Here is a 22,728-nt window from a genome sequence, read left to right as displayed (position 1 = left end):
GGCACCCTGGCGGGGGCCGGTCTCGAGCCCGGCCGGTACGTCGTCCTGCACGCGGGGGCGTCGTCGCCGACCCGCCGGTGGCCGGCCGCGCGCTATGCGGCCGTCGGCGACGCCCTCGCCGCCGACGGCTGGGACGTGGTGCTCACCGGCGTGCCGGGGGAGCGGGACATCAGCGCGGCCGTGCGGGCCCGGATGACCGCGCCGGTCACCGACCTCACCGGTGCGACCAGCCTGGGCGGCCTCGCCGCGCTGCTGCGCGACTGCGCCGCGCTGATCGGCAACGACACCGGTTCCGCGCACCTGGCGGCCGCGGTCGGCGCGCGCAGCGTGACCGTGTTCCTCCCGGGCGATCCGGTGCGGTGGGCACACCGTGGCCCCCGGCACCGGGCGGTCGTGGCCGACGTCGGGTGCGCGCCCTGCCCGCACCTGGTCTGCCCGATCGACTTCCGGTGCGCGGCCTCGGTCCGCCCGGCCGCGGTGCTCGCCGCCGTCCACGAGGTGCTCGGGGAGGAGGACGCCCGGTGAGCCGCCGCGTGGCGTTCGTCGCCGACTCCGACGCCTGGGGCGGCGCGGAGGTGTACCTGACCCACCTGCTCCGGCGGGCGGACCGGAACGGCTGGTCGGCGTCCCTCGTCTGCGCGGAGCCGGTGGCAGCGGACTTCGCGGCCGTCGTCCCGCCCGGCCGGGTCACCACGGTCCCCGTGGCCCGGCACCAGGAGCGCGCACCGGCCGTCGCCGCCGCGCTGGCCGGCGGTCGACCCGACGTCGTGCTGGTGAACCTCGTCGACCCGGGGTCCAACGCGGCCGCCGTCGCCGCCGCGCTCGAGGTCGCGCCGACGGTGGGCGTCCTCCACCTGACCGGCGACACCGGCACGGGCGTGCGGCGCAGTGAACTGGCGGCCCTCTACCAGCGCTTCGTGGCCGTGCTCAGCCCGTCGGCGGAGGGCCGCGACCAGGTGCTGGCCGACCTCGGCGTCCCGGCCTCCCGGGTGCGCGTCGTCCCCAACGGGGTGGACGTCCCCGGGATCCCCAGCGGCCCGGCGGGGCACCCGGTGCCCCGGGTCGGCGCGCTGGGCCGGCTGACCGCGCAGAAGGGGTTCGACGTGCTCGCCGAGGCCGTGCGCACCCTCGTCGCGGACGGGATCCCGCTCCAGGTGCTGATCGGTGGCGCCGGCCGCGACGAGGCGGTGCTGCGCGCCGCCGCGGCCGGGCTCCCGATCACCTTCTGCGGGTTCGTCGGCGACGGGCGCCGGTTCCTCGCCGGCCTCGACGTCTTCTGCCTGCCGTCCCGCCGGGAGGCGCTGCCGCTGGCGCTGCTCGAGGCGATGACCGAGGGGCTGCCGTGCGTGACCACCGACGTGGGGGACGTCGCCGTCGCGGTCGGCGAGGACGCCGTGGTGGTGCCCCCCGGTGACGCCCCCGCGCTGGCCGCGGCGCTGGCCGGCCTGCTGACCGACGGGGCTCGCCGTGCCGAACTGGGCCGACGGGCGCGGCGACGCGCGGTGGCCGGGATGGACGCCGACCTCATGGCCCGGCAGACCTTCGCGGTGCTGGAGCGGGCGCGGCGCTGAGCCGCTCCTCGCCGTGACCCGGCGGCGACCTCACCGCCGCCAGGCCGGCTGGAGCAGGTGGCGCACGGTCTGCTCGTACCGCCGCCGCGTCCGGTCCGGTGGCTCCTTCTCCGTCTCCTTCCAGGACCGCGCTGCCAGCCGCAGGCCGTGGGCCACCAGGTGGCGGATCGCGATGACGATCGCGATGGTGGCGATGGCCCGCCAGCTGGGGTCGCCGACCAGCCGGAGCAGGCCGGCGGCGACCAGCATGTCGAGCAGGATGCCGAGGGCCAGCGCCGGCCGGCGGGTCGCGGCCAGGGCGAGGAGGGCGGCCACGAGGGCCGCTGCCGCGATGAACTGCGAGGCGATGCCGGGGACGGCGGCCAGCGTCGAGCTCACCCCCTCCGCCCGGTGCGCGTGCCCGACGCCGTACCGCGCGGATCGTCCGACGACGGGTGGGACGTCGAGCCGGACGAGGAGTCCGCCGCCCCGTCGGAGGATCGTTCCTTCTCCTCGTCGACCTGGCGGCGCTCCTCGGCGATCTCCTTGCCCAGGAAGTAGTTCAGCGCGGTCCGGATCGCGGCGATCGCGGCGAGCTGCCCGATCTCCTCCCAGCTGGGCGCCACCGCAGTCTTCAGGATGTCGCCGGCCAGCTGGAACTCCAGCCCCAGGGCCAGGAACCGGCCCAGGGTGAGCCGGACGGGGACGAACGAGCCGGCGTCCCGGTGGGTGAGCCCGACCCACAGGAAGAGGAGGAACGCCCAGACCGCCCCGATGATGATGACCGCGGCGCCACAGGCCTCCACGATGACGACCAGCACGTTGACGACGTCCAGCAGCAGCTCTTCCACGGGGCGCGCATACCCGTGGCGCCTCCGCCGCCACGCATGACGACTGCGAGACACCACCGAAGAGCGAGCGGCGTCACTCCGGGTCGACCACGGGCTCGCGGAGGCCCTGGGCCGCCACGGCCTCCGTGGCGAGGGTCTGGCAGCCCTCCTGGTCGAGCAGGACGGTGAGCCGGTCGGGCTCGACGGACAGCACCACCCCGTGCCCCCACTCCCGATGCCGGACGGCGGTGTCGACGGGGAAGGGAGCGTCCGTGCGCCGACCACTCCGACATCGTCAGCAGCCACCCGGAGCCGCAGCCGCGGTCGCCGGCCGGCGACCGCACTCCGTCAGCTCACGGGAGCAGGAACTCGCCGGTGCGGACGAGAGTGTCGGCCACGGTGCGGACCTTCGTGTTGGATCTCATGGAGGCCTGGGCCAGCAGCTGGAAGGCCTGGTCGGGGGTCACCTTGTAGCGCTCCATGAGGATGCCCTTGGCCTGGTCGATGACGGCGCGCGACTCCAGCGCGACCTGCAGGTTCTCGGCCATCGATCGAGCGCTCTCGTAGGCGTACATGTTCCCCGCGGCCACTGCGGCGTAGGGAGTGAGCTGGTCGGCGACCGAGCGGCTCTCCGCGGAGAAGGCGTGCGGCTCCCGGGCGTAGATGTTCAGCGCCCCGGAAATGCCCTCAGCGATCGGGAGCGGCACGGACAGCGAGCTGAGGCTGCCGTGCTCGACGGCCTTGTCCATGTAGTCGCGCCAGCGGGTCTCGGTCCGCGCGTCGTCGACCTGGACCCATTCGCCGGTGGAGGCGGCATGCAGGCAGGGCCCGTGGCCCCGGCTGTACTGGCTCTCGTCCAGATCCAGTGCGAGCCTGCCGCTGGACACCGGGGTGCTGGGCTTGTCGTTGCGTAGCAGGCTCACCGAGGCTTCGGTGTTGCCCGGCATCACAGCGCTGGTCAATTCGGCGACCGTCTGCAGGACCGACTTCATCGAGTGCTCGCGCAGGGAGAGCCGGCCCAGCTGCTCCAGCGCCTCGGCTGCGGCCGACCGCTGCGGGTTCTCGGTGCTGGCCACAGCGGCCGCCTCCGGTCTCGGTATACCGGGGTGGGTGGCCTCGGTCGCGGAGGCCGGCACGGCCTCCGGACGACGCACGCCGCTGTCTGACGCATCATCGGCACGCGGGTCGCCCCGCGCCTGGAGCGAACCTACACCGCCCCGGTCTCCCGGAGCCCCGGCCCGCCGCCGGAGCCCGGATGAGCGGCGCAGGGGCTGGGTAGGCGCCCGGCGTGGACACGCGCACGCTGCTCCTCGGCGACTGGACGCCGGTCGTCCGCGACGGCATCGACGTGCTGCGGCTGGTCGTCCTCGGCGCCGCGGCCTGGTACGCGCTCAGCGGCGACGCCGGGGCGGCCGCGGTGCTGGCCGTGATGGGCGGGGTCACGCTGCTCGCCCGTGCGGTGGACCTGCCGCGCGTCCACGACCTCTCGGTGACCGTCGGCATGGCGCTGCAGGGGTTCGGCGAGGTCTGGGGCCTCTACGACCGCTTCGTGCGGTTCGACGACCTGGTGCACGTCACGCTGCCGATGCTCACCGCGCCCGTCGTCTACATCGCGCTGGCCCGGCTCGACGTCGTCCCCGATCCGCGCGACGAGACCCACCGGCAGGTCGACGCCTACGTCGCCGACCCGCGGTGCGGGTTCGGCCTGTCTGCCGCCGACAACGAGCAGATGTTCGTGTCGGCCCGGCAGCTGGCCGACCGGGAGCGGCTCGGCGGGGTCCGTCCCGACCTGCCGGTGTACGTGGCCGTCGGGGACGAGGACCCGGTCACCGGGCAGCTGGCCCTCGTGCACGGCCTGGTGCAGCGGCTCCAGGCCGCGGGGCTGAGCGACGTCACGCTGAAGGTCTACGAGGGCGCCCGGCACGAGGTCTTCAACGAGACCAACCGCGCCGAGGTCGTCGCCGACCTGCTGCGCTGGCTCGACCGGGTCGTGCCGGCGGGCTGACCGGCGCGGACCTCGCCGGGATCTGCGCCGGCGCCGTGGAATGGCCTGGCCTCCGCGGTGTTGACTGCCGCGGGGACCGGCCGCCCGGCCGGCCCGCACCCGAGCAGTCCGGAGGACGGCCATGCACCTCGGCGTCGACAGCTTCGTCTCCGCCGTCACCGATCCCCGTACCGAGCGGGTGATCGGTCCCGAGGAGCGCATGGCGCACCTGCTGGAGGAGATCGAGCTCGCCGACCGCGTGGGGCTCTACTCCTTCGGCATCGGCGAGCACCACCGCAGCGAGTACTACGACTCCGCGCCGCCGGTGATCCTCGCCGCCGCGGCCGCCCGCACCTCGCGCATCCGCCTCGGCAGTGCCGTGACGGTGCTCAGCGCCGCGGACCCGGTGCGGGTCTTCCAGCAGTTCGCCACCCTGGACCTAATCTCCCAGGGGCGCATCGACCTGGTGGTGGGTCGTGGCTCGTTCACCGAGGCCTTCCCGCTGTTCGGGCTGGGCCTGGCCGACTACGACGAGCTGTTCGCCGAGAAGCTGGACCTGCTGCTGCGGATCCGGGAGTCCGAGCACGTCACCTGGTCGGGGGAGCACCGGCCGGCGCTGACCGGCCAGGGCGTGTACCCGCGGCCGCTGCAGGACCCGCTGCCGATCTGGGTCGGCGTGGGCGGAACGCCGGAGTCCTTCGCCCGGGCGGGGCTGCTCGGGCTGCCGCTCATGGTGGCGATCATCGGCGGGGAGCCCCGGCAGTTCGCCCCGCTGATCGACCTGTACCGGCGGGCCGGGGCGCACGCCGGGCACCCGCCGGAGAAGCTGCAGGTGGGGCTGCACGTGTTCGGCTTCGTGGCCGAGAGCACGCAGGCCGCCGCGGACACCATCTTCCCCGGCTGGCACGAGCTGTTCACGAAGGTCTCCCGTGAGCGCGGGTTCGCCGCACCCACCCGCGCCCAGTTCGACGTGACCAGCGGCCCGGACGGCGCCTTCTTCATGGGCGACCCCGACACCGTCGCCGAGAAGCTGGTCCGGATCTCCGGGCAGCTCGGCGGCGTCGACCGGGTGTCGATCCAGATGACCAACCCGCGGCTGGCGCACGAGGACCTGCTGCGCGGGATCGAGCTGCTGGGCACCGAGGTCGCCCCGCGGGTCGCCGCTTCCTGAGGGATCAGCCCCCGGCCAGCAGCGCCCGCACCGCCTCGAGGGTGTCGGCCTCGGCCGGGGTCTTGTCGGGCCGGTAGCGCAGCACGCGGGCGAACCGCAGGGCGACGCCGCCGGGGTAGCGGGGGCTGCGCTGGGCGCCGTCCACGGCGATCTCGACGACCAGCGCCGGCTCCAGGAGCACGCCCCAGGGCGTCTCCTCCCGGGTGTGCTCGGGGAAGGTGCGCGTCTGCCACGCCAGCAGCTCGTCGGTCATCCCCTTGAACGTCTTGCCGACCATCACCGGCTCGCCGCCGTCGGGGTCGCGGGCGCCGAGGTGGATGTTCGAGAGCGTGCCGGTCCGCCGGCCGTAGCCCCATTCCGCACCGAGGACGACGAGGTCGAGCGTGTGCACCGGCTTGACCTTCTGCCAGGCCTTGCCGCGGCGGCCGGCGGCGTAGGGCGCGGCCAGGTCCTTGACGACGACGCCCTCGTGCCCGGCGTCGAGGGCGTGCTCCAGCACCTGGGCGGCCTGGCCGGGCCGCGGCCGGCGGACGCCGGGCATGCGCAGCGGGGCGGAGGCGTCGTCGGCGAGCAGCCCGGCCAGTGCGTCGAGGCGGATGTCGAGCGGCTCGTCCAGCAGGTCACGGCCGTCGAGGTGCAGCAGGTCGAAGAAGAACGGGCTGAGCAGCACGCCGGCGTCGGGCATCTCGCCACCCGCCCCGGCGCTGCCGAACCGGCTCATCGTGTCCTGGAAGGCGCGGGGCCGGCCGTCATCGTCCAGGGCGAGCGTCTCGCCGTCGAGGACGGCGGTGCGGCACGGCAGCGCCCGCACCCGCTCGACCAGCTCCGGCACCCCATCGGTCACCTCGCGCAGCGTGCGGGTCCAGACGCGCACCTGGTTCCCGTCGCGGTGCACCTGGACGCGGGCGCCGTCGAGCTTGAACTCCACGGTCACGTCCGGGCCGAGATCGGCGAGCGCCGCGTCGAGCGAGGACCCCGGGCCGGCCAGCATGGGCCGCACCGGCCGGCCGACCTGCAGGCTGATCGCCGACAGGGCCTCGGCCCCGCCGCGGAGGGCCGCCGTCGCCGTGTCCGGGAGGCTGCCGGACAGCATGAACGCCCGCCGGACATCGGCGGCGGGGACGCCGGATGCCGTGGCCACCGCCTCCAGCACGACGCCTTCCAGGGCGCCCTGCCGGAGTTCCCCGGTGATCAGCCGGACCAGGAACCGCTGCTCCTCGCTGGTAGCCCTCGACAGCACGCCGCGCAGCAGCTCCTCCCGCCGTGCGGCCGATCCCGGACCCGAGGTGGTGGCGAGCTCGGCGAACGCCGCATCGACGTCGGCCACCGTCAGGGTCGACTCCGCCGCGGCGCCGCCGGTCAGCGCGGCCAGCGACCGCCAGCCGATCCCGAGCCGCCGCTGCAGGGGTTCGCCCGAGAGCCAGGCGGTCACCGCCGGCACCTCGTCGCCGTCCGCCAGGCGCAGCGCGCCGGCGATGAGACCGGCCTTGGCCTTCCTCCCGCGGGCGGCCGCCACCGCGGTGGACGCAGCCACGACCTCGGCGAGCAGCATCCCGCCATCGTGGCACCGTGGATCGGTCACGGAGCGATGGGCAGCCGGGAGCCGACGAGGATCTGGGCTCCGTCCGGCCGTGCGCCCGGCGGGTCCGGAGCGCGCGGCGAGCTGGTGTGCCGAGCCGCGGCGCGCCGGAGGACCCCCCGACCGGTGGGCCGGCGCGATCCGCGCGAGGATGGGGGCGTGGTGAAGAACCGGAAGGTCGGACCGAACGACGCGCGCTCCTGGCTGCTGGTCAACGGCGCCCGCACAGCGCTGTTCGACGTCGCCCACGACTCCCGCGCCGATCAGATCGTGCTCGACATCGAGGACGCCGTCGACCCGGCGCACAAGGGCGAGGCCCGGAACGGCGTCGTCGAGTGGCTGTCCCGCGAGGACCGCAGCGCCTGGGTGCGGATCAACGACCGCTCGACGCCCTTCTGGGCCGACGACGTCGCCGCCCTGGCCGGGCTGCCCGGCCTGCTCGGGGTCATGCTCGCCAAGGCGGAGGCCGCCGGGCACGTGACCGAGACCTTCGACCGGCTCGGTGGGTCCAGCCCGGTGCTGGCGCTGGTGGAGTCGGCCCTCGGCATCGAGGAGGCGGTGAACATCGCCCGGGCACGGGGCGCGTTCCGGCTGGCGTTCGGCAGCGGTGACTACCGCCGCGACACCGGCACCAGCGCCGACGAGCTGGCCATGGCCTACCCGCGGTCCCGCCTGGTCGTGGCCAGCCGGATCGGCGGGCTGCCCGGCCCGATCGACGGCCCGACGGTGAGCAGCAGCCACCCGGTGCTCCGCGAGCAGACCGCCGTCACGGTGTCCCTCGGCCTGACCGGCAAGCTGTGCCTGGACATGGACCAGCTGCCGGTCATCAACGAGGTCATCAGCCCGACGCCGTCCGACGTGGCCTGGGCCCGGGACTTCCTCGCCGACTTCGACGCCCGCGGTCAGGTGATCCGCGACGGCAGCGACCTGCCCCGACTGGGCCGGGCCCGCAAGATCGAGCGGCTGGCCCTGGTGTTCGGCGTCCAGCCGACCTGACGGCGTCGGTCCGGCCACCTCCTCGGCCACCCGGCGGATCGGCCCGGACCAGGCGGTCGGCCAGGTGCGCCCGCACCGCCGCCTCAGCTCCCTGGCCTACGGCGGCGCGGCGCCGGCGATCCGGCTCCGCGAGTGCCGAGCCGCACCGTCGCCTGCTCAGGCGGCGGTGACCACGCGATTCCGCCCCTGGCGCTTGGCCGCGTAGAGGCGCGCGTCCGCGCGGCCGAGCAGGTCCGCGGGGGACGGGTCGGTGAGCCCCTCGGAGCTCGCGAGGCCGATGCTGACCGTCACCGGCAGGCCGGCGGTGACCTCCGCCCACGGGTGCGCGGCGATCGCCCGGCGGACGTCCTCCGCGTGGATCTCCGCCGTGGCAGCGTCGACACCGGCGAGCACGAGCAGGAATTCCTCGCCGCCCAGCCGGGCCACGAACGAGCTCGGGTCACGACCAGGGTCTTCGAGCGCGCCGGTCCGCTGCAGGAGATCGGCGACGGTGCGCAGCACCTGGTCACCGGACTCGTGGGAGCACGTGTCGTTGATCCGCTTGAAGTGGTCGAGGTCCAGCAGTGCGACGGCGATCGTGCCCGGGCGGCCGGTCAGGAGACGCGGCAGCTCCTCGTCGACGTAGCGGCGGTTGTAGAGCCCGGTCAGCGGGTCGCGCAGCGAGAGCTCCCGGTACCGGCGGCTCTGCTGTCGGGCCTCCGCGGTCTCGTACATGGCCTGCAGCGCCCGGGCCCGCGCGTCACGCTCGGTGGACTGCAGGTCCATGAGCTCGGCGCAGTACAGCTTGTGCTGCTCGTACGCCGCCCGGAAGCGGCCGTCGGCCGCATGGAGCTCGGCCTCCTCGCGGCGGGCGCGCACGCGGATGGCCGTCAGCCCGTACCGCTCGCAGCGGCGCACGCACTCGTCGAGGCTCTCCTGGGCCTGCTGGAGGTGCCCGCGGCGACGGCGGATCTCGGCGAGGGTCAGCAGGAAGTCGGCGCCCGCGTCGCCGTCCAGGGACGCGTCCAGGACCTCCGGGTGCAGGCCGGGCAGCATGGCGGCCTCGGCGTCCTCGAGCCGGTCCAGCTCGAGAAGGGCCCGGCCGACGGTGTCCAGCCGGCCGACCCGGAGGGGGACGCCGTGCCGCGCCGCCAGGTCCTGCAGCTTCGTGCTCCAGACCAGCGCTTCCTCGAAGCGGCCGGAGAGGCTCTCGCAGTAGGCGCGGTTGTTGAGCACCAGCAGCTGCCGGTCGACGTCGCCGATCTCCTCGGCGAGCTGCAGCACGTGGTCGTAGCGGTCGCGGGCGGCCAGGTCGCCGTTGAGCCCGAGGCAGTCGGCCAGCCGGGCGTGGTGGTCGATCCGCGCCTGCGGCCGGACGTCCTCGTCGAGCAGTTCGACGGCGCGGACGGCGTGTTCGAGAGCCAGGGACAGGTCGCCCAGCTCCTGGAAGACTGCGGTCAGGACGAAGTGGCTGCGCGCCAGGAGGCAGCGGGAGCCGTGGTCGGCGGCCCAGCGGTGGATCTCCTCGGCCGCCCGGCCCGCCTCGGCGACGTTGCCGCGGCGCCGCACCAGGTCGGCCTGGATCAGCCGGGCGCGCCGTTCCAGCTCGGTCCGCCCGACCTCGCGGACCGCGGCCAGGACCCGCTCGGCCCGCTGCTCCAGGCCGTCGTCATCGAACCGGGAGCGGTCCTCCAGCTCGGCGATCTCCACCCACAGCGCCACGGGCATCGCGATCGTGGCCACCGGTGCGGGCACGGCGAAGCCACCTCCACCGGTTCGCTCCGCCACGCTGGTCACCAGACCCCATCGGGCGTCCAGCGCCGGAACTTGAGCGGCCCAGCACCTGACCTCGACCGTACGGGTGACACGGCGCAGCTGTTCACACGTCCGCGAGCCACACGGCGGTGTCCGGCGGCAGCGCCACGCTGGCGGGTGACCGGCGCACCGACGTGCTCGAGGCGAGCAGGACCGTGCCGCGGGAGCGGACCAGCGCCGTGTCGGGGCCCATGTTCACCACGCAGCGGATGACGCCGCCGTCCGGGCCGGTGCACCGGACGGTGAGGACGTCGCCGCGGGTGCTCACCGTCGCGTCGCCCGAGCCGAGCGCCGGGTGGGCCTCCCGCAGGGCCAGCGCACGGCGGTAGAGGGTCAGCATCGAGCCGCCGTCCCGGGACTGCGCGGAGATCGCGTACCGGTCCCAGTCCTCGGGGATCGGCAGCCAGGGCTCGGCCGACCCGGCCGGTGAGAAACCGACGCCGGGGTCGCCGTTCCACGGCATCGGCACCCGGCAGCCGTCGCGCCCGGAGCGGGCGCCGCCGCTGCGGAAGAAGATCGGGTCGAGCTTCGCCTCGTCGGGGACGACCGCCTGGGGCAGGCCCAGCTCGTCGCCGGCGTACAGATAGGCCGAGCCCGGAAGCGACAGGACCAGCAGCGCCGCGGCCCGGGCGCGGGCGGTGCCGACCGCGCCGCCGCCGAACCGGGTCACCTGCCGGTCCTTGTCGTGGTTGCCCAGGACCCAGGACACCGGCGCGCCGACCGTGCCGAACGCGTCGAGCGCCGAGCGCACGCCGTCGGCGAAGGACGCGAGCGACCACGGCGACTTCAGCAGCCGGAAGCAGAACGACTGGTGCATCTCGTCCGGCCGCGAGTAGAGGGCGACCTCCCGCGGATCGGCCAGGCAGACCTCGCCGACGAGCATCGTGTCGGGGTACTCGTCGCAGACGGACCGCCAGCGGCGCCAGACGTCGTGGACCTCGGGCTGGTTCCAGGTCATCGCCTGCTCGGGGCCGTGCCCGAACAGGGTGGGGGAGTAGGCGCCCGGGTTGTCGCGCAGGCCGGCGTCCTTGAACAGGCCGTAGGCGACGTCGACGCGGAAACCGCTGACGCCCCGATCGAGCCAGAACCGCAGGGTGCGCTCGAAGTCGGCGGCCACGGCAGGGTCGCGCCAGTTGAGGTCGGGCTGCTCGGGGGCGAACAGGTGCAGGTACCAGCGGCCGTCGGGCGTGCGCGACCAGGCCGGCCCGCCGAAGAGGGACTGCCAGTTGTTCGGCGGGTTCTCCGACGGTGGCGCGAAGTGGTAGCGCGAAGCCTCCGGGCAGTCGGGGTCGGCCAGCGCGGCCTGGAACCACGGGTGCCGGTCGGAGGTGTGGTTGGGGACGACGTCGAGCACGACCCGCAGCCCCAGGTTCCGGGCGTCGGCGACCAGTGCCTCGAGGTCGGCGACGTCGCCGTACTCGGGGTCGACCGCCCGGTAGTCGACGATGTCGTAGCCGCCGTCGGCACCGCCCGAGGGGTAGTGCGGGTTGATCCACACCGCGTCCACGCCCAGCCACGACAGGTACGGCAGCCGGGAGCGGAGCCCGGCGAGGTCGCCGATCCCGTCCCCGTTGCTGTCGGCGAACGAGCGCAGGTAGACCTGGTAGACCACCGCCGTCCGCCACCAGGGGGACGCCGACTGGGCCGCGACCTGCTTCTCGGTCGCGGTCCGCACCGTTGCGAGCCGCACTGCCATGCGACCACCATCGGCAGGAGCCGCCCCCGGCTTGCGCCGCCTGGGGCGTCGAGTGGCCGGTGTGACCCGTCGTTATCACTCCGTGAGGTGAACCCCGGCCCCTGCCGGCCCGTCCGGGGCAGACCAGGATGGCGGCATGGCAGCAGAGGACGCACGCATGCACGACCTGGTCGTCTACGGAGCCACCGGCTTCGTCGGGCGGCTGCTCGCCGGCTACCTGGCCGAGCACGCCCCGGAGGGGATGCGGGTCGCCCTGGCGGGGCGGTCGCGGGGCCGCCTGGAGGAGGTCCGGGCCGCCCTGCCGGCGGCCGGGCGGAACTGGGGGCTCCTCGAGGCCGACTCCACCGACCCGGACTCGCTGCGCGCGCTCGCCGAGAGCACCCGGGTGCTGGCCACGACGGTCGGCCCGTACGCCCGGTACGGGCTGCCGGTGGTCGAGGCCTGCGCGCGGGCCGGGACGCACTACGCCGACCTCACCGGTGAGGTGCTCTTCGTCCGCGACGCGATCGACCGGTGCGACGCCGTGGCCAGGGAGACCGGCGCCCGCATCGTGCACGCCTGCGGCTACGACTCCATCCCCTCCGACCTGAGCACGATGCTGCTCGCGCGGCGCGCCCGCGAGGACGGGGCCGGGGGGCTGCGGGACGTCCAGCTGGTGGCGACGGCCCGCGGCGGCTTCAGCGGCGGCACCATCGACTCGATGCGCGCCCAGATGGAGGCGCTGCAGGGGGACCCGACGCTGCGCCGGGCGCTGGGCGACCCCTTCGTCCTGAGCCCGGACCGGGCGGCAGAGCCGGACACCCCTCAGCCACGGGATGCCGGCCTACCGGTGCGGACGCCGGACGGGCGGTGGACGGCGCCCTTCGTGATGGCGCCGTTCAACACCCGCATCGTGCGGCGGAGCAACGCGCTGCAGGGCTGGGCCTACGGGCGGGGGCTGCGCTACGGCGAGGTCATGGGCACCGGCCGCGGGCCGCTGGGTGCCGTGACCGCGGCCGGGGTCGCCGGCGGGCTGGTCGCCGCCGTGTCCGCCATGAGTCTGGCGCCGACCCGCGCGCTGCTCGACCGGGTCCTCCCGGCGCCCGGTACCGGCCCCGGCGAGGAGGCCCGGGAGAAGGGCTGGTTCCGGATGGTCGTCGACGCCGAGACCGAGGAGGGCCGTCGCTACCGCGCCACCGCCGGCGGCACGGGCGACCCCGGGTACGCGACGACCGCGGTCATGCTCGGCGAGGCCGCCCTCGCGCTGGTCCTCGACGGCGACCGGCTGCCCGACCGCGCGGGCTCGCTGACCCCGGCGACCGCGCTGGGCGAGGTGCTCGTCGAGCGGCTGCGCGCCGCCGGTCACACCTACGAGGTCACGGCGCGTTGAGCCGCGGCGGCCGGACCGGCTCGGCAGCCGGTCCGGCCGTCCACCGGGCTAGGACGGGCGGGTCCCGGTCGCCGCCGGCACCCCGTTGACGGCGTCGCCGCCCTGGCTCTCCGCGGCGGTGTTGGCCTCGAACGTCGTCGACCGGTCGGGGTCGGCGTCCTCGGTGGGGCGCTGGGCCGGTGGGCGGGCCGGCACCGGGAGAGCGGCCGGGTCGGCGTGGCCCCACTCGTTCTCGACGTCGCTCAGCAGCGCCTCCAGGTAGGACCGCAGCTGGACGCGGCACGCCTGGCCGAATGCCTTGAGATAGGCCACCTGCTCCTCGAGCTCGGCCACGGTGCGCCCGCCGCCCTGGTCGGGGCCGTCGGGCGCCGGGCCGGTCAGCCGGGCGGCCGCCTCCTGGGCGGCCTGGATGATCGCCCCGGCGTTCTCCCGGGCGAGCCGCACCGCCTCCTCGTACTCGGTCCGCGCCTCGCCGGTCACCTGCCGGCTGAACTTCTCCGCCTCGGCCACGTAGTTGTCGGCCGTCTGCTGGGCGCTGGCCAGGATGCGCACAGCCTGCTCGCTGGGCGGCTCGTGCGCGGGCGCACCGTTCAGCTGGGCCTGCAGGGTGCGTACCTGCTCCCGGAGCTGGGCCTTCTCGGCGACGTGCCGCGCGAGCTCCTCGGCGACCCGGTGCATCACCCGGTCGACCTCCGTCTCGACGTAGCCCGGGTGCAGCATCGAGGCGCGGGTGAACCGCACGTTGTGCAGGTCGGCCGGGGTGAGCCCCCGGTCCGCGTTCCCGGGCCCGCTCGGTGCGCTGGTCATTCGGTCACCTCTCCGTCAACACTGGGCCCCGGTCGGCTCGGGGCGAAGACCTCGCTGGACATGCGGCGCTCCGGGACGCCGTCCTCCCGGAGCCCTGCGACGGTGGCGGTCACCATGGGTTCTGGCCCGGCGACGCGCACCTCCCGGCTCGACCACGGACCCGCGCGTCGCACCACGTCGCCGACCTCGCCGTGCACCAGGGACGAGGCGGCGCCGTCGGAGACGGCGAAGGTGACGCTGAGCCACGGGTGCTCCCGGGCCAGCTGCTCCAGGTCGGCCCGATCGTAGATCTGGTCCTCGGTGCGGAAGCCGGCGAACAGGTCGACCCGCCGCAGCGGTCCCTGCCGGGCGACCTGGTCGACCATCGCCTTCAGCGGCGCCAGCCCCATGCCGCCGGCGACCAGCAGCAGGTCCCGGTCGGAGTCCTCGCCCACGGTCAAATCGCCCATCGGCGGTCCCAGGCGGAGGACGTCGCCGACCCCGACGCTGCGCACCAGCGCCGAGCTGACCGGGCCGCCGTCGCGTGCCTTCACGTGCAGCTCGATCAGCCCGTCGGGCCGGGGTGCGTTGGCGGGGGAGTAGTACCGCCACAGCCGGGGCCGCAGCTCGGTCTCCAGGGACAGCGACTGCCCGGGGAGGTAGTCGTAGCGGACCCGCGGCCGGATCCGGAGGACGGCGACGTCGAGGGTGCGGCGCTCGTGCCCCACCACGTCGGCGTCCCACCACGCCGGCTGCCCTGCGGCCTCCTCCGCCCCCTGGATCATCACGGTGGCGACGACGTCGTAGGCCTCGGCCCAGCTCTTGGCCAGCTCCGGCGTCCACTCCGGGTCGAAGTGCTCGAGGGTGGCCAGCAGGCTGCCGCCGGCCGCCGGGTAGTGCGCCGGCAGCACCCCGAACTTGAGGTGGTCGCGGCCCAGCTGGCGCAGGATCGGCACCAGCGCGTCCAGGTCGTCCACCCGGGTCACGACGTCGCCCAGCGCGGCGAAGAAGCGGTCCCGCTGGTGCGCCATCGAGACGGGGAACATCTGCCGGGTCTCGGGGTGGCTCAGGAACAGGTGCGAGTAGAAGTACAGCGGTGCCTCGTCGCCGGTGGCCGCGGCCTTGGCGAAGTTCGCCCGCATCGCCGGGATGTCCATGTGGATCTCCTCGGGTGGAGGTGTCCGGGTCAGACGCCCGCGGCCGCGTGCCGGCCGCTGCGTTCGGAGGCGCCGGGGCTCTCCTCGGTGGCGAGGTCGGCCTGCCAGAGGTCGGGGCCGAACACCTCGTACTGGATGTCGCGGGCGGGGACGCCACGGTCGACCAGCGCGCTGCGCACGGCCTGCATGAACGGCAGCGGGCCGCACAGGTAGTGCATCGCCCCCTCGGGCAGGTCGACGTCGTCCGGGTTCATGACGCCGGCGTGCACCTCGACGGGGAGGCTGCTCTCCGCCCCGCGCTCGTACCAGACGTGCGCCGTGCCGCCGGACAGCGCGCGCAGGTCCTGGAGCACCTGCGCACGCAGCGCGAAGGAGGACTCGTCGGTGTCGGCGTGCAACAGCGTGACCGGCAGCCGGGACCCGGCGGCGGCGAGGTGGGAGAGCATGCCGGCCATCGGGGTGATGCCGATGCCGGCGCTGGCGAAGACCACCGGGCGCCCCGAGTCGTCCAGGACGACGTCGCCGAACGGTACCGACATGGTCAGCCGGTCACCGACCTGCACCCGCTCGCAGAGATGGTTGGAGACCTCGCCGTCGGGCTTGTCGCTGCCGTGCACCCGCTTGACGGAGAACTGGCGGTGCTCTCCGTCGTCGGCCCGGGTCAGGCTGTACTGGCGGGGCTGGCGGACGCCGTCGGGCATCGGGACCTGGACGGTCACGTACTGGCCCGGCAGCGACGTCTTCACCAGGCGGTCGTCGACCTTGCGCATCCGGAACGTGACGACATCGGTGGTCTCCTGGACCTTCTCGGCGACTTCCCACTCCCGCCAGACCGTCTCCGGACGCACCCCGCGGGCGCTGTAGAGGCCGCGCTCCTGGTTGATCAGCGCGTAGGCCATCAGCCAGTAGACCTCGTCCCAGGCCGCGGCCACCTCCGGCGTCACGGCGTCGCCCAGCACGTCGGCGATCGCCCAGAACAGGTGCTCGTGGACGACGTCGTACTGGGCCGGTGTGATGCCCAGCGAGGCGTGCTTGTGCGCGATGCGCGAGAGCAGGTGCTCGGGCAGCTGCTCGGGGACCTTGAGCAGCGAGGAGGCGAAGACGGCGACCGAGCCGGCCAGCGCCAGCTGCTGGGTCTTCTCCGCCTGGTTCCCGCGGTTGAACACACCGTCGAAGAGCCCGGGGTGCTCCCCGAACAGATGCGCGTAGAACCGGGTGGCGATCTCCTCGATGTTCTCGGCCACCACGGGCAACGTCGCCTCGACGACGGGACGGGATCGATCAGAGAGCACGTGTCCTCCTTGCCAGTCGACTAGCCCCCCGCTGGCGCGGTCACGTTCCGCTAGGCATCCGCTACCCGGTCGCCCGCGTTCGAGTCCTCCGGTATTCCGCCGGGCGTGTCGCCGGTCGATCGAAGGCCGCGGCCGGCGCGGGCGCTCAGCCGAGCCGCGTCGTGATGTCGATGGCCCCCCGGAGGCTCCGGGCGACCGGACAGCCGTCGGCGTGGACGGCCAGCACCCGCTGCACCTTCTCCGCGTCCGACTCGCCGACGGTCAGGCCGGTGTAGGTGACTCCGATGCGCTTGAGCACGAGCACCTTTCCCTCGAGCTCCACCTCGCCGCGCGCGTGCCCCACCAGACCGGTGGGGTCGATCCGCCGGGCCGCCAGGGCCCCGGCGAACGTCCCGGTCAGCTAACCGAGAGCCGCACCGACCAGGTGGTCGATCGTGCTCGCGTGGCTGGGTGCCGTGCCGGGATCCATCCCGTAGTGCTCGGCGATGGCACCGTGCATCCCGTAGACGGTGGGCTCCTCCTCGCCGGGCAGGTAGGCCGCGCGCAGCGGGCCTCCCATGCGCTCGACGCGGACCTTCGAGACGTACGCGATCTCTGCCACCGGGACCTCCTGTTGATCGGGCCTACCCGGCACTCTTCCAGCAGGAGCGGTTCCGCACCTCCCGGGCGGCCGCACTAGGGTTGCCCGACATGCCGACCAGGTTCCCGGAGTTCCCCGCGCGGACCATCCGCGATCTGGGCCTGCCCGGGCGGGCGGTGACGGCGCTGGCCCGCGCCGGGATCACCGACACCGCCGCGCTCGCTGAGCTCACCCGGCGCGAACTGGCCGCGGTGCCCGGCCTCGGGGCAGGCATGATCGCAGCCATCCGTGCCGTCGTCCCCGAACCCCCGGCGGTCCTGCCGCGTGGTGCTGCGCCCGGCGGGGCGGCCGACCTCGTCCCCGACGACGAGGAGTCGCCGGCTGCGCCGACGATCCCGTCCTTCGCCTCGCTGCGCGGCCCGCGGCGTCGCTCGGCGGTCGACCTCCTGCTGCCGGACGCGCCGCCCCCGCCGTCCGCGGCTGAGACCCCGCCGACCGCGGCTGGGAACCCGCCGACCGTGCCATCCATGGTCGAGGCCCCGCCGCCCGTGCCGCCCGCAGCTGGAACCCCGCCGCCGACCGTGCCGCCGGTCCGCCCGCCCGACTACGCCGACCTGCTCCGGCTGGGAGTGCACGTCGCTCGGGCCCTGGCCGTCGCACCGCTCTCGGTGACCCGGTGGTCGGTGGGCTGCCTGCGCCGGGTGCTCGGCGGATGAAGCTCTCGTCCAGGTTCTGAAGCGCTGGCCCAGGATCCTGCCGCCGCCGATGAGTCGCCGGGTCGGGACGTGCGGCCGCTGCTGATCGGGTCGTCGCTGGGTGAGGAAGGGCGTCGGCGGAGCAGGGGCGTGCGCCGTAGCGGCGCAGCGGCGCAGCGGCGCAGCGGCGCAGCAAGGCTCCGGTCTCGCGGCGCGGCGACGCGAGATTCCGCGGCTACCCGTGGGCACTTGTCGACTCGTCGACCACCCGGCGGGCCGCATGCCTTCCGGGCTTTCGCGGAGCGAGATGCTCCGGCGGAGCTAGAACGGTGGTGGGTCGTGGTCCGGTTGGGTCGGCGGCTCGGGTGGTGGTTCGGGTGGGGGTGTGCGCAGGCCGGGTGGCCGGGTGGTGCGGGTGATGCCGGTGGGGGTGGTGACGTACAGGGTTCCGTCGGGCTCCATGGCGAACCGCCAGCCGGGGGCGAAGGTCTTCAGCCGGTGGTGGGAGCGGCACAGGCAGCAGAGGTTCAAGCAGGCCGTCGCACCGCCGCAGGCGTGCGGGATGACGTGGTCCAGGTCGGTCCAGCCGACCCGCTGCCCGCAGTTGGGCATGCGACAGGTGCGGTCCCTCGTCTTGACGAAGGCCTCCTGCCGGTCGGTGCGCTGGTAGGCATCGGTGTCCGGTGCCGGGCCGAGCACCGGGCAGCCGCAGTTCCCGCCCGGGTGCTCGGCGCAGCCCTTCTTCGCCACCCGCAGTAGTTCGGCGACGCTGGTGGTGGCCAGCAGCCGGCCGTCGGGGTCGGTGATCGCGAAGGTGAGGTTGCCACCGGGCGGGGCCTGCAGGCCAAGGGCGGCGATCCGGGTGAGCAGCTCGCGGGCGTGCGCGGCGGTGATCGCCAGCCCGTTCATCGATCCCGCTGTCGTGGAAACGCCGGCGAGGGAGTCCAGGGTGGCGGTGATGGTCAGGTGCGCGGTGACGGCGGGCTGGTCGTGCCCGCCGGGGCGGCGCAGCAGCAGGGAGAACAGCTCGGTGCGGAGCTGGGCGATCGGCCGCTGGTCGCCGTCGGCCTTGAGCATCCTCGCCAACTGGTCGATCAGCGCGTAGGCCTCGGCCGCCTCGTCGGCGGACAGTTCCGCGCCGAGGGTGGCCATGCCGTCGGCGCCGGGCTGCAGGAAGACGTCGGCGGAGCGCTTGGCCTGCTCGCGGCGCTCCTCGGCGGCGGCGGCGTCGAGTTCGAGCAGCAACTCCAGCGCCCGCCTCTTCAGCCCGGCCACCGACAGGTCGACCGCCTCGGGCAGCAGCAGGGCCTCGATCGCAACCGCCAGCTCGGAGCGGGTGTTTCCGAGCACGTCGGCCAGAGCCGCCGCCCGCGCGAGATCCAGCTCCCCGTCAGCGAGCGCGCGAAAGGTGGCGGGCAGGTTGTCCCGCCACGCCTGCGCGCGGCAGTGCAGGTGGTTGGCGGTGCCGCGGCCGCGGTTGAGCACCATCGCCAGCTCGCCGGCGAAGAACTCGCTGACTCCGACCGGATCGTCCCCGGCTCCCCAGCCGGGGTTGCGCGCCCCCGGGGTGCCGGCGGGCGGGTCGTGCTCGTCGGAGGTCAGCTCGGCCAGCCGCAGGATCAGCTCCGCCTCGTAGGCGGCCTCCATCGCCTGCCGGCGCTGCCGCCGCTGCAGCTCCGCGGCCACCTGATTTCGGGACAGCAGTTCCACCGGCAGCCGCGCGGGGCTGACCGGCTGGTCGATCGACCAGTCGATCAGCACACCCTCGAAGGTCGAGGAACCGGAGATCCGGGGCACACTGACACGCTAACGGCGGGGTACGACAATGTCGGCGGACAGCAGGGATGCCGGGTCCGCTGTCCACACCTCCGTCCTGACACCTCCGTCGTTCTACCGGTGCACCGACACAACTCGGGACGGCGGACTCGCTCGTCCGGGACGGTGCGGCCGGCCGGCCGGTCGTACCCGTCGGCGAGACTGCGGTCGTGAACCGGGTCGTGCTCCGCCGGCGGGAGGCCGTCGTGGAGGCGCACGACCTGGCCGACGGCGGCGCTCCCGCCGGCGTGGCACGGTTCGCGGCCGAGGAGCTGCCCGCCTTCGTCGGGGACCGAGAGGCCGCCGTACCCGTCCGCTGGGTGTGGGACGACACGACCCGCTGGTACCCGGCGCTCCTGGCCGCCGGGGTGCGGATCGAGCGCTGCACGGACCTCCGGCTCGCGCACGCGATCCTGCGGCGGTCACCCTTCGCCGACCAGGCGCTCCTGGCGGCCGACGAGACCGCCGCATGGGACGAGCTGCAGCCGGTGCCGGTGGCCGAACCCGCGCTCTTCCCGCCGACCGACCCCGCCGACCGGCTGGACCCGGTCGCGGAGCACGCGCGGCAGCAGGCGGCGCTCGCCGCCTCGCCGCGGCGGCAGGGGCTGGAGCTGTTGCTCGCCGCCGAGTCCTCCGGTGCGCTGGTGGCCGCGGAGATGACGCACACCGGGATGCCGTGGCGGGCCGACGTCCACGAGCAGCTGCTCACCGAGCTCCTCGGGCCCCGCCCCGTCGCCGGCGGACGGCCGGCCGGGCTCGAGTGGCTGCTCCGGCAGATCCGGGAGGCGTTCGCCGCCCCGGGCCTGAACCCCGATTCGCCGGCCGAGCTCCTCCGGACCCTGCAGCACGCGGGCCTGCCCGTCGGGGATACCCGGTCGTGGACGCTCGAGCAGGTCGACCACCCAGGCATCCCACCGCTCCTGGAGTACAAGAAGCTCAGCCGGCTGCTCACCGCCAACGGCTGGAGCTGGCTGGACAGCTGGGTGCGGCAAGGCCGGTTCCGCGCCACCTTCCTGCCCGGCGGGGTGGTCACCGGGCGATGGGCGTCCAACGGGGGAGGGGCGCTGTCGGTACCCACCCAGATCCGCCCGGCGGCGGTCGCGGACGAGGGGTGGTGCCTCGTGGTGGCCGACGTCGCCCAGCTGGAGCCCCGGGTGCTCGCCGGCATGAGCGCGGACACGGCGATGGCCGAGGCGGCGCGCGCCAAGGACCTCTACCAGGGGATGGTGGACGCCGGTGTGGTGCCCGGCCGGGCGGAGGCCAAGGTCGGCATCCTCGGGGCGATGTACGGGGGCACCCGCGGTGAGAGCGGCCGGATGATGCCCCGGCTGGCCCGCCGCTACCCCCGGGCGATCGGCCTGGTGGAGGAGGCGGCACGGGCCGGTGAGCGCGGGGAGGTGGTGCACACGCTGCTCGGCCGGGGCTCCCCGCTGCCCACCGGTGCGTGGGCGCAGCGCGAGGCCGAGCTCGGCGAGCCGGCCGAGTCCGCCGGTCCGCGGGACGAGCGGGACCGCGCCCGCCGTGCGTGGGGCCGGTTCACCCGCAACTTCGTCGTCCAGGGCACCGGCGCCGAGTGGGCCCTGTGCTGGCTGGCCGACCTGCGGAACCGGCTCTGGCGGCTCGGGGGCACGGGACCGCTGCACCAGCGGCCGCACCTGGCCTTCTTCCTCCACGACGAGGTGGTGGTGCACGCCCCCGCGGACCTCGCCGGGGCGGTGGTCGAGGAGGTCCGGGCGGCGGCGGGGACCGCGGGCCGGCTGCTCTTCGGCACCTTCCCCGTCGACTTCCCGCTGGACGTCGCCGTCGTCCGGTCGTGGGCCGACGCGGGCTGAACCGACGTCGGCGCCTACACCTCCGGAGCCCCGGGTCCGGCCGCGCGACACGCATCACGCCCGGAGAATCGTTGCGCGCAATTGTCACGACTGCATAACGGCGGCTACGGTGGCTGGCGTCCGGTCGGTCGCACCTCCCCACCCGGGGAGTCCGAACGGGCGCCGCCGAGTCGCCCGCCAGGGCGAGCCGGGGACCCACCGCAGCACTGGGGTGAATCGCGCGCCGCGCACGTCGCGGCGCGGGTAGGGCCACTTCCCGCCCGAATCCGTCAGCTAACCCGGTAGGCGGCAGACGGAAGAACGGAGAGCCGCCGGATGGCGCGCCCTTGCCCTGCTGCACGACCCTGCTCGACCCGACGCCGCCGCCTCCGGGCGCGTCCGCGGATCTGACCGCACCTCGCCCGGCGACCCGCGCCTGCCGGCCCACCACCCCGAGCCCTCTTCGCTCGACCGGCTGAACGCCGTTGCCTGGTGGCCGCCAGCAGGTCTCCCGCCGCCTGGTGAGACCCCCCTCTCGCTGCCCGCATCCCCGCCGCAGCCGCCCCCCGAGGGCCGGCCGCGCACCCGCTCCGGAGCACCCCGTACCCATGGATCCCCGCACCACCACCACCGGCCGTCGTCGCCCGGCCCCCCGTGGCCACCGCCGTCCGCCGGCAACCGTCCGCCGCCCCGCGCTGTACCTGGGCATGGCCGCCGCCGGTGCCGTCATGGTCAACGTGCTCGTCGGCGTGGACCCCGCCGCGCAGGCCGAGCCCGGGACGCCGCAGTCGGTCAGCGTCGCCCAGGAACTGGGGCTCAGCGCCCAGTCCGCGCCCATCGACGTCACCGAGGACCTCGAGCCGCTGCAGGACCTCGCGGCCAGCCGCAGCACGCGGGAGGCGGAGCAGGTCGCCGCGCAGCAGGCGCAGGCCGCCGCCGACCAGGCCGTGCTCGACCAGCAGAAGGCGGAGGCCGAGGCGGCCGCCCGTGCCGCTGCCGAGGCCCAGGCGGCCGCCGCTGCCGAGGCCCAGGCGGCCGCGGAGGCCGAGGTTCGGGCTGCCGAGGAGCGGGCCGCTGCCGAGGCCCAGGCGGCCGCGCCCACCCCCCGGCAGCAGGCGGAGGAGGCGGTCACGGCGGCCGCCTCGGTCGCGGCCACCGCGGTCGCCCGCATCACCAACAACGCCGGAAGCGTCCGACCGCAGGTCCAGCGCGCCGCCGACGCGGTGGTCAGCAATGTGCCGGGCGCCGGGAGCATCACCCTCGGCGGCACCCGGGCCAGCGCGGCCGACCCGGGCGGGCACCCCTCCGGGCTGGCGCTGGACTACATGGTCATGTCCGACGCCGCTCTCGGGGACGCGATCGTCGCCTACCACCGGGCGCACTGGGCCGAGCTGGGCGTGGACTACCTGATCTGGCAGCAGCGGATGCTCTCCTCCCCGGGCGGCTCCTGGCAGGCGATGGAGAACCGAGGCAGCGCGACCGCCAACCACTACGACCACGTGCACGTGAACTACCGCGGCTGAACGCGGCCGGCCGGGGGATCGCCCCGGCAGCACGTCGAGGGTTCGGCGCGGCGCCGGGCGGGCACTCTTCGTCCTGGACAGCGACCGGACGACGGGCGGG

22 protein-coding genes and 1 riboswitch are annotated in these 22,728 nt (G+C 74.9%); of the genes, 9 read left to right on the top strand and 13 right to left on the bottom strand.

The genetic code is table 11. The features are described 5' to 3' along the window. Positions 1-6 precede the first annotated feature (6 nt). Together BLASA_RS23505 and BLASA_RS13085 are read left to right on the top strand one after the other, a co-directional pair. Positions 7-525 carry a glycosyltransferase family 9 protein gene (locus tag BLASA_RS23505; RefSeq protein ID WP_083878002.1) on the top strand — a complete coding sequence of 173 codons (519 nt, stop codon included), beginning with the start codon at positions 7-9 and terminating at the stop codon, positions 523-525. Further along, positions 522-1,571 (top strand): glycosyltransferase family 4 protein, encoded by a 1,050-nt coding sequence (locus BLASA_RS13085; RefSeq protein WP_014376639.1) that lies wholly within the window; start codon positions 522-524, stop codon positions 1,569-1,571. Before BLASA_RS23505 ends, BLASA_RS13085 begins: the two co-directional genes overlap by 4 nt. A 30-nt stretch (positions 1,572-1,601) precedes the next feature. On the opposite strand, the gene BLASA_RS13080 is transcribed toward BLASA_RS13085, so the two are convergent. From BLASA_RS13080 to BLASA_RS13070, 4 genes are all read right to left on the bottom strand, one after another. After that, positions 1,602-1,949 carry a DUF1622 domain-containing protein gene (locus BLASA_RS13080; protein WP_014376638.1) on the bottom strand — a complete coding sequence of 116 codons (348 nt, stop codon included), beginning with the start codon at positions 1,947-1,949 and terminating at the stop codon, positions 1,602-1,604. Continuing rightward, complete coding sequence (locus BLASA_RS13075; RefSeq protein WP_014376637.1) at positions 1,946-2,401, bottom strand: DUF1622 domain-containing protein; 456 nt, start codon at positions 2,399-2,401, stop codon at positions 1,946-1,948. The genes BLASA_RS13080 and BLASA_RS13075 overlap by 4 nt, the downstream gene beginning before the upstream one ends. 73 nt (positions 2,402-2,474) lie before the next feature. Then, entirely contained in the window at positions 2,475-2,597 is a 123-nt protein-coding gene (locus BLASA_RS26315) for a hypothetical protein (RefSeq protein ID WP_014376636.1), read from the bottom strand. A gap of 136 nt (positions 2,598-2,733) precedes the next feature. After that, positions 2,734-3,456: a GAF and ANTAR domain-containing protein gene (locus BLASA_RS13070; protein WP_014376635.1), complete on the bottom strand. Its 723-nt coding sequence runs from the start codon at positions 3,454-3,456 to the stop codon at positions 2,734-2,736. A gap of 212 nt (positions 3,457-3,668) precedes the next feature. On the opposite strand from BLASA_RS13070, the gene BLASA_RS23500 reads away from it, so the two are divergent. Next, positions 3,669-4,385, top strand: coding sequence for an alpha/beta hydrolase (locus BLASA_RS23500; protein ID WP_014376634.1), 717 nt, complete (start codon positions 3,669-3,671; stop codon positions 4,383-4,385). A 121-nt stretch (positions 4,386-4,506) separates the two neighbouring features. After that, positions 4,507-5,535, top strand: a complete 1,029-nt coding sequence (locus BLASA_RS13060) for an LLM class flavin-dependent oxidoreductase (RefSeq protein ID WP_014376633.1) — start codon at positions 4,507-4,509, stop codon at positions 5,533-5,535. A 4-nt stretch (positions 5,536-5,539) separates the two neighbouring features. Here the strand turns inward: BLASA_RS13060 and BLASA_RS13055 are convergent, their stop codons facing one another. After that, positions 5,540-7,087: an ATP-dependent DNA ligase gene (locus BLASA_RS13055; RefSeq protein ID WP_014376632.1), complete on the bottom strand. Its 1,548-nt coding sequence runs from the start codon at positions 7,085-7,087 to the stop codon at positions 5,540-5,542. Positions 7,088-7,273: 186 nt separating this feature from the next. Here BLASA_RS13055 and BLASA_RS13050 point away from each other — a divergent pair, with 186 nt between their 5' ends. Continuing rightward, entirely contained in the window at positions 7,274-8,110 is an 837-nt protein-coding gene (locus tag BLASA_RS13050) for an HpcH/HpaI aldolase/citrate lyase family protein (protein ID WP_014376631.1), read from the top strand. Positions 8,111-8,266: 156 nt separating this feature from the next. Here the strand turns inward: BLASA_RS13050 and BLASA_RS13045 are convergent, their stop codons facing one another. Further along, positions 8,267-9,844 (bottom strand): GGDEF domain-containing protein, encoded by a 1,578-nt coding sequence (locus tag BLASA_RS13045; RefSeq protein ID WP_231839461.1) that lies wholly within the window; start codon positions 9,842-9,844, stop codon positions 8,267-8,269. Between the two features lie 124 nt (positions 9,845-9,968). Beyond that, positions 9,969-11,600, bottom strand: a complete 1,632-nt coding sequence (locus BLASA_RS13040; RefSeq protein ID WP_014376629.1) for a glycoside hydrolase family 13 protein — start codon at positions 11,598-11,600, stop codon at positions 9,969-9,971. Positions 11,601-11,736: 136 nt separating this feature from the next. On the opposite strand from BLASA_RS13040, the gene BLASA_RS13035 reads away from it, so the two are divergent. After that, positions 11,737-12,969 (top strand): saccharopine dehydrogenase family protein, encoded by a 1,233-nt coding sequence (locus BLASA_RS13035; protein ID WP_041775756.1) that lies wholly within the window; start codon positions 11,737-11,739, stop codon positions 12,967-12,969. A gap of 48 nt (positions 12,970-13,017) precedes the next feature. Here the strand turns inward: BLASA_RS13035 and BLASA_RS13030 are convergent, their stop codons facing one another. The 5 genes from BLASA_RS13030 to BLASA_RS13010 all read right to left on the bottom strand — a co-directional run bounded on the left by BLASA_RS13030 (position 13,018) and on the right by BLASA_RS13010 (position 16,805). Continuing rightward, positions 13,018-13,776: a DivIVA domain-containing protein gene (locus BLASA_RS13030; RefSeq protein WP_014376627.1), complete on the bottom strand. Its 759-nt coding sequence runs from the start codon at positions 13,774-13,776 to the stop codon at positions 13,018-13,020. After that, positions 13,773-14,912 carry a globin domain-containing protein gene (locus BLASA_RS13025; protein ID WP_014376626.1) on the bottom strand — a complete coding sequence of 380 codons (1,140 nt, stop codon included), beginning with the start codon at positions 14,910-14,912 and terminating at the stop codon, positions 13,773-13,775. Before BLASA_RS13025 ends, BLASA_RS13030 begins: the two co-directional genes overlap by 4 nt. 29 nt (positions 14,913-14,941) lie before the next feature. Then, the gene (locus BLASA_RS13020; protein WP_014376625.1) at positions 14,942-16,204 is read right to left on the bottom strand and encodes a globin domain-containing protein; all 1,263 of its coding nucleotides are present in this window, start codon (positions 16,202-16,204) and stop codon (positions 14,942-14,944) included. Between the two features lie 145 nt (positions 16,205-16,349). Beyond that, positions 16,350-16,604 (bottom strand): OsmC family protein, encoded by a 255-nt coding sequence (locus BLASA_RS13015; RefSeq protein WP_083878001.1) that lies wholly within the window; start codon positions 16,602-16,604, stop codon positions 16,350-16,352. Then, complete coding sequence (locus tag BLASA_RS13010) at positions 16,605-16,805, bottom strand: hypothetical protein (protein ID WP_014376623.1); 201 nt, start codon at positions 16,803-16,805, stop codon at positions 16,605-16,607. 89 nt (positions 16,806-16,894) lie between these two features. Here BLASA_RS13010 and BLASA_RS24590 point away from each other — a divergent pair, with 89 nt between their 5' ends. Continuing rightward, complete coding sequence (locus BLASA_RS24590) at positions 16,895-17,500, top strand: DNA-directed RNA polymerase subunit alpha C-terminal domain-containing protein (RefSeq protein WP_014376622.1); 606 nt, start codon at positions 16,895-16,897, stop codon at positions 17,498-17,500. Positions 17,501-17,800: 300 nt separating this feature from the next. Here the strand turns inward: BLASA_RS24590 and BLASA_RS13000 are convergent, their stop codons facing one another. Next, positions 17,801-19,276 carry an HNH endonuclease signature motif containing protein gene (locus tag BLASA_RS13000; protein WP_014376621.1) on the bottom strand — a complete coding sequence of 492 codons (1,476 nt, stop codon included), beginning with the start codon at positions 19,274-19,276 and terminating at the stop codon, positions 17,801-17,803. A 188-nt stretch (positions 19,277-19,464) separates the two neighbouring features. Between BLASA_RS13000 and BLASA_RS12995 the strand changes: the two genes are divergently transcribed. Together BLASA_RS12995 and BLASA_RS12990 are read left to right on the top strand one after the other, a co-directional pair. Next, on the top strand, positions 19,465-21,126 hold the full coding sequence (locus tag BLASA_RS12995) for a bifunctional 3'-5' exonuclease/DNA polymerase (RefSeq protein ID WP_014376620.1): 1,662 nt from the start codon (positions 19,465-19,467) through the stop codon (positions 21,124-21,126). 153 nt (positions 21,127-21,279) lie between these two features. Beyond that, a riboswitch (cyclic di-AMP (ydaO/yuaA leader) is annotated at positions 21,280-21,429 on the top strand. Between the two features lie 284 nt (positions 21,430-21,713). Continuing rightward, entirely contained in the window at positions 21,714-22,628 is a 915-nt protein-coding gene (locus tag BLASA_RS12990) for a hypothetical protein (protein ID WP_051004986.1), read from the top strand. The last annotated feature ends 100 nt before the right edge of the window (positions 22,629-22,728 follow it).

Origin of the sequence: Blastococcus saxobsidens DD2 (assembly GCF_000284015.1) — a bacterium.
Lineage (GTDB): Bacteria > Actinomycetota > Actinomycetes > Mycobacteriales > Geodermatophilaceae > Blastococcus > Blastococcus saxobsidens_A.
The sequence above is the reverse complement of the archived record's forward strand: the minus strand, read 5'-3'. Positions and strand labels throughout refer to the sequence as shown.

Excerpts from the sequence above, each read along its gene's own strand:
- BLASA_RS13055 (WP_014376632.1), bottom strand. The coding sequence starts at position 7,087 with ATGCTGCTCGCCGAGGTCGTGGCTGCGTCCACCGCGGTGGCGGCCGCC.
- BLASA_RS13040 (WP_014376629.1), bottom strand. The coding sequence starts at position 11,600 with ATGGCAGTGCGGCTCGCAACGGTGCGGACCGCGACCGAGAAGCAGGTC.
- BLASA_RS12990 (WP_051004986.1), top strand. The coding sequence starts at position 21,714 with ATGGATCCCCGCACCACCACCACCGGCCGTCGTCGCCCGGCCCCCCGT.
- BLASA_RS13030 (WP_014376627.1), bottom strand. The coding sequence starts at position 13,776 with ATGACCAGCGCACCGAGCGGGCCCGGGAACGCGGACCGGGGGCTCACC.
- BLASA_RS13060 (WP_014376633.1), top strand. The coding sequence starts at position 4,507 with ATGCACCTCGGCGTCGACAGCTTCGTCTCCGCCGTCACCGATCCCCGT.
- BLASA_RS13025 (WP_014376626.1), bottom strand. The coding sequence starts at position 14,912 with ATGGACATCCCGGCGATGCGGGCGAACTTCGCCAAGGCCGCGGCCACC.
- BLASA_RS13035 (WP_041775756.1), top strand. The coding sequence starts at position 11,737 with ATGGCAGCAGAGGACGCACGCATGCACGACCTGGTCGTCTACGGAGCC.
- BLASA_RS24590 (WP_014376622.1), top strand. The coding sequence starts at position 16,895 with ATGCCGACCAGGTTCCCGGAGTTCCCCGCGCGGACCATCCGCGATCTG.